The sequence below is a fragment of the Marinobacter sp. UBA2498 genome, from assembly GCF_002341575.1.
Lineage (GTDB): Bacteria > Pseudomonadota > Gammaproteobacteria > Pseudomonadales > Oleiphilaceae > Marinobacter > Marinobacter manganoxydans.
On sequence record NZ_DDOI01000049.1, the window covers coordinates 1 to 1,208 of the forward strand.

Here is a 1,208-nt window from a genome sequence, read left to right on the forward strand (position 1 = left end):
CAGACACCATAACGACGGCAAAAGCCAGGAACGGCCAGAGTCGCATGCGCTCGGCAACCGCGCCCGAAACGATCGACATGGTGGCAGCTGCGAACACAACCTGGAACATGAAGTCAGACATGCTTGAATAGTAGGGGGCACCCTCACCACCGGCGACCACATCGTCCGTTGCGTTATCTGGGCCTAGCAGGAAATCCAGTCCGGGGATTACGGAATTCACGGGATCACCCGGATACATGATGTTATACCCGACAACCAGATAGGCCACACAGGCCACGCCATATAGCAGCGCATTCTTGTTGAGTATCTCAACCGTGTTTTTTCCCCTGACAAGCCCGGCTTCCAGCATGGCAAATCCAGCTGCCATCCACATAACCAGTGCCGCACATACCAGGAAATAGAAGGTATCGAGTGCATACCCGAGTTCCAGCCCTAAAGTTTCCATGATTAATCTCTCTGTCGCTTTGGTCTCAATTGTTGGCTCCACGCAAGGTGAACCCTCACACCTAAAGGAATATTTATTTCCCACAGAGAAAAAGCAAAATGCGGGCCTAATTTATAGTCCCTTGTTTTTATTGAAATATATAGAAACTTTGGATATCGGGCGCACTATGGCAGTGCATGCGCGGCCTTTCGTAGTGCCAGATGCGCAAAAACCCGGCAATACCGGGTTTTTGCGGGCACGCTGGATATGACGGATCAGGACGCTTGCGCGACATCCAGAGCCTCACAGGCCTCCAGAGTGTTCTGCAACAGGCAGGCAATGGTCATCGGTCCAACACCGCCGGGCACCGGTGTGATCGCAGCCACCTTGTCGCGCGCGGACTCAAAATCCACGTCACCGACAAGTTTGCCTGACGCCAACCGGTTAATACCGACATCAATTACCGTTGCCCCTGGTTTGAGCCACTCCGCCTTGATGAATCCAGGACTTCCGATAGCGACAAGGACAATATCAGCACGCGCCAGTTCAGCCTGAAGATCCCGTGTTTTCACGTGGCAAACTGTCACGGTGGCTCCGCGCAAAAGCAGCTCCAGTGCTGCCGGGCGACCAACAATATTGGAGGCCCCGACGATTACGGCGTTCTTGCCCATCGGACTGATACCATAGGCGTCCAGCAGGCGCATACAGCCGTATGGCGTACAGGGCCGCAGGATCGGGGATTTAGCCGCCAGGCGGCCCAGATTATATGGATGAAAGCCATCCA

At 54.3% G+C, this 1,208-nt stretch carries 1 protein-coding gene and 1 pseudogene; both read right to left on the bottom strand.

The window, feature by feature from the left end:
• Window positions 1-445 (bottom strand): annotated as a pseudogene (locus B2W52_RS05870) (ammonium transporter); the annotation flags it as partial.
• A 254-nt stretch (window positions 446-699) separates the two neighbouring features.
• Window positions 700-1,208 (bottom strand): bifunctional 5,10-methylenetetrahydrofolate dehydrogenase/5,10-methenyltetrahydrofolate cyclohydrolase (locus B2W52_RS05875; RefSeq protein ID WP_414673480.1); only part of this gene is annotated, 509 nt, incomplete at its 5' end.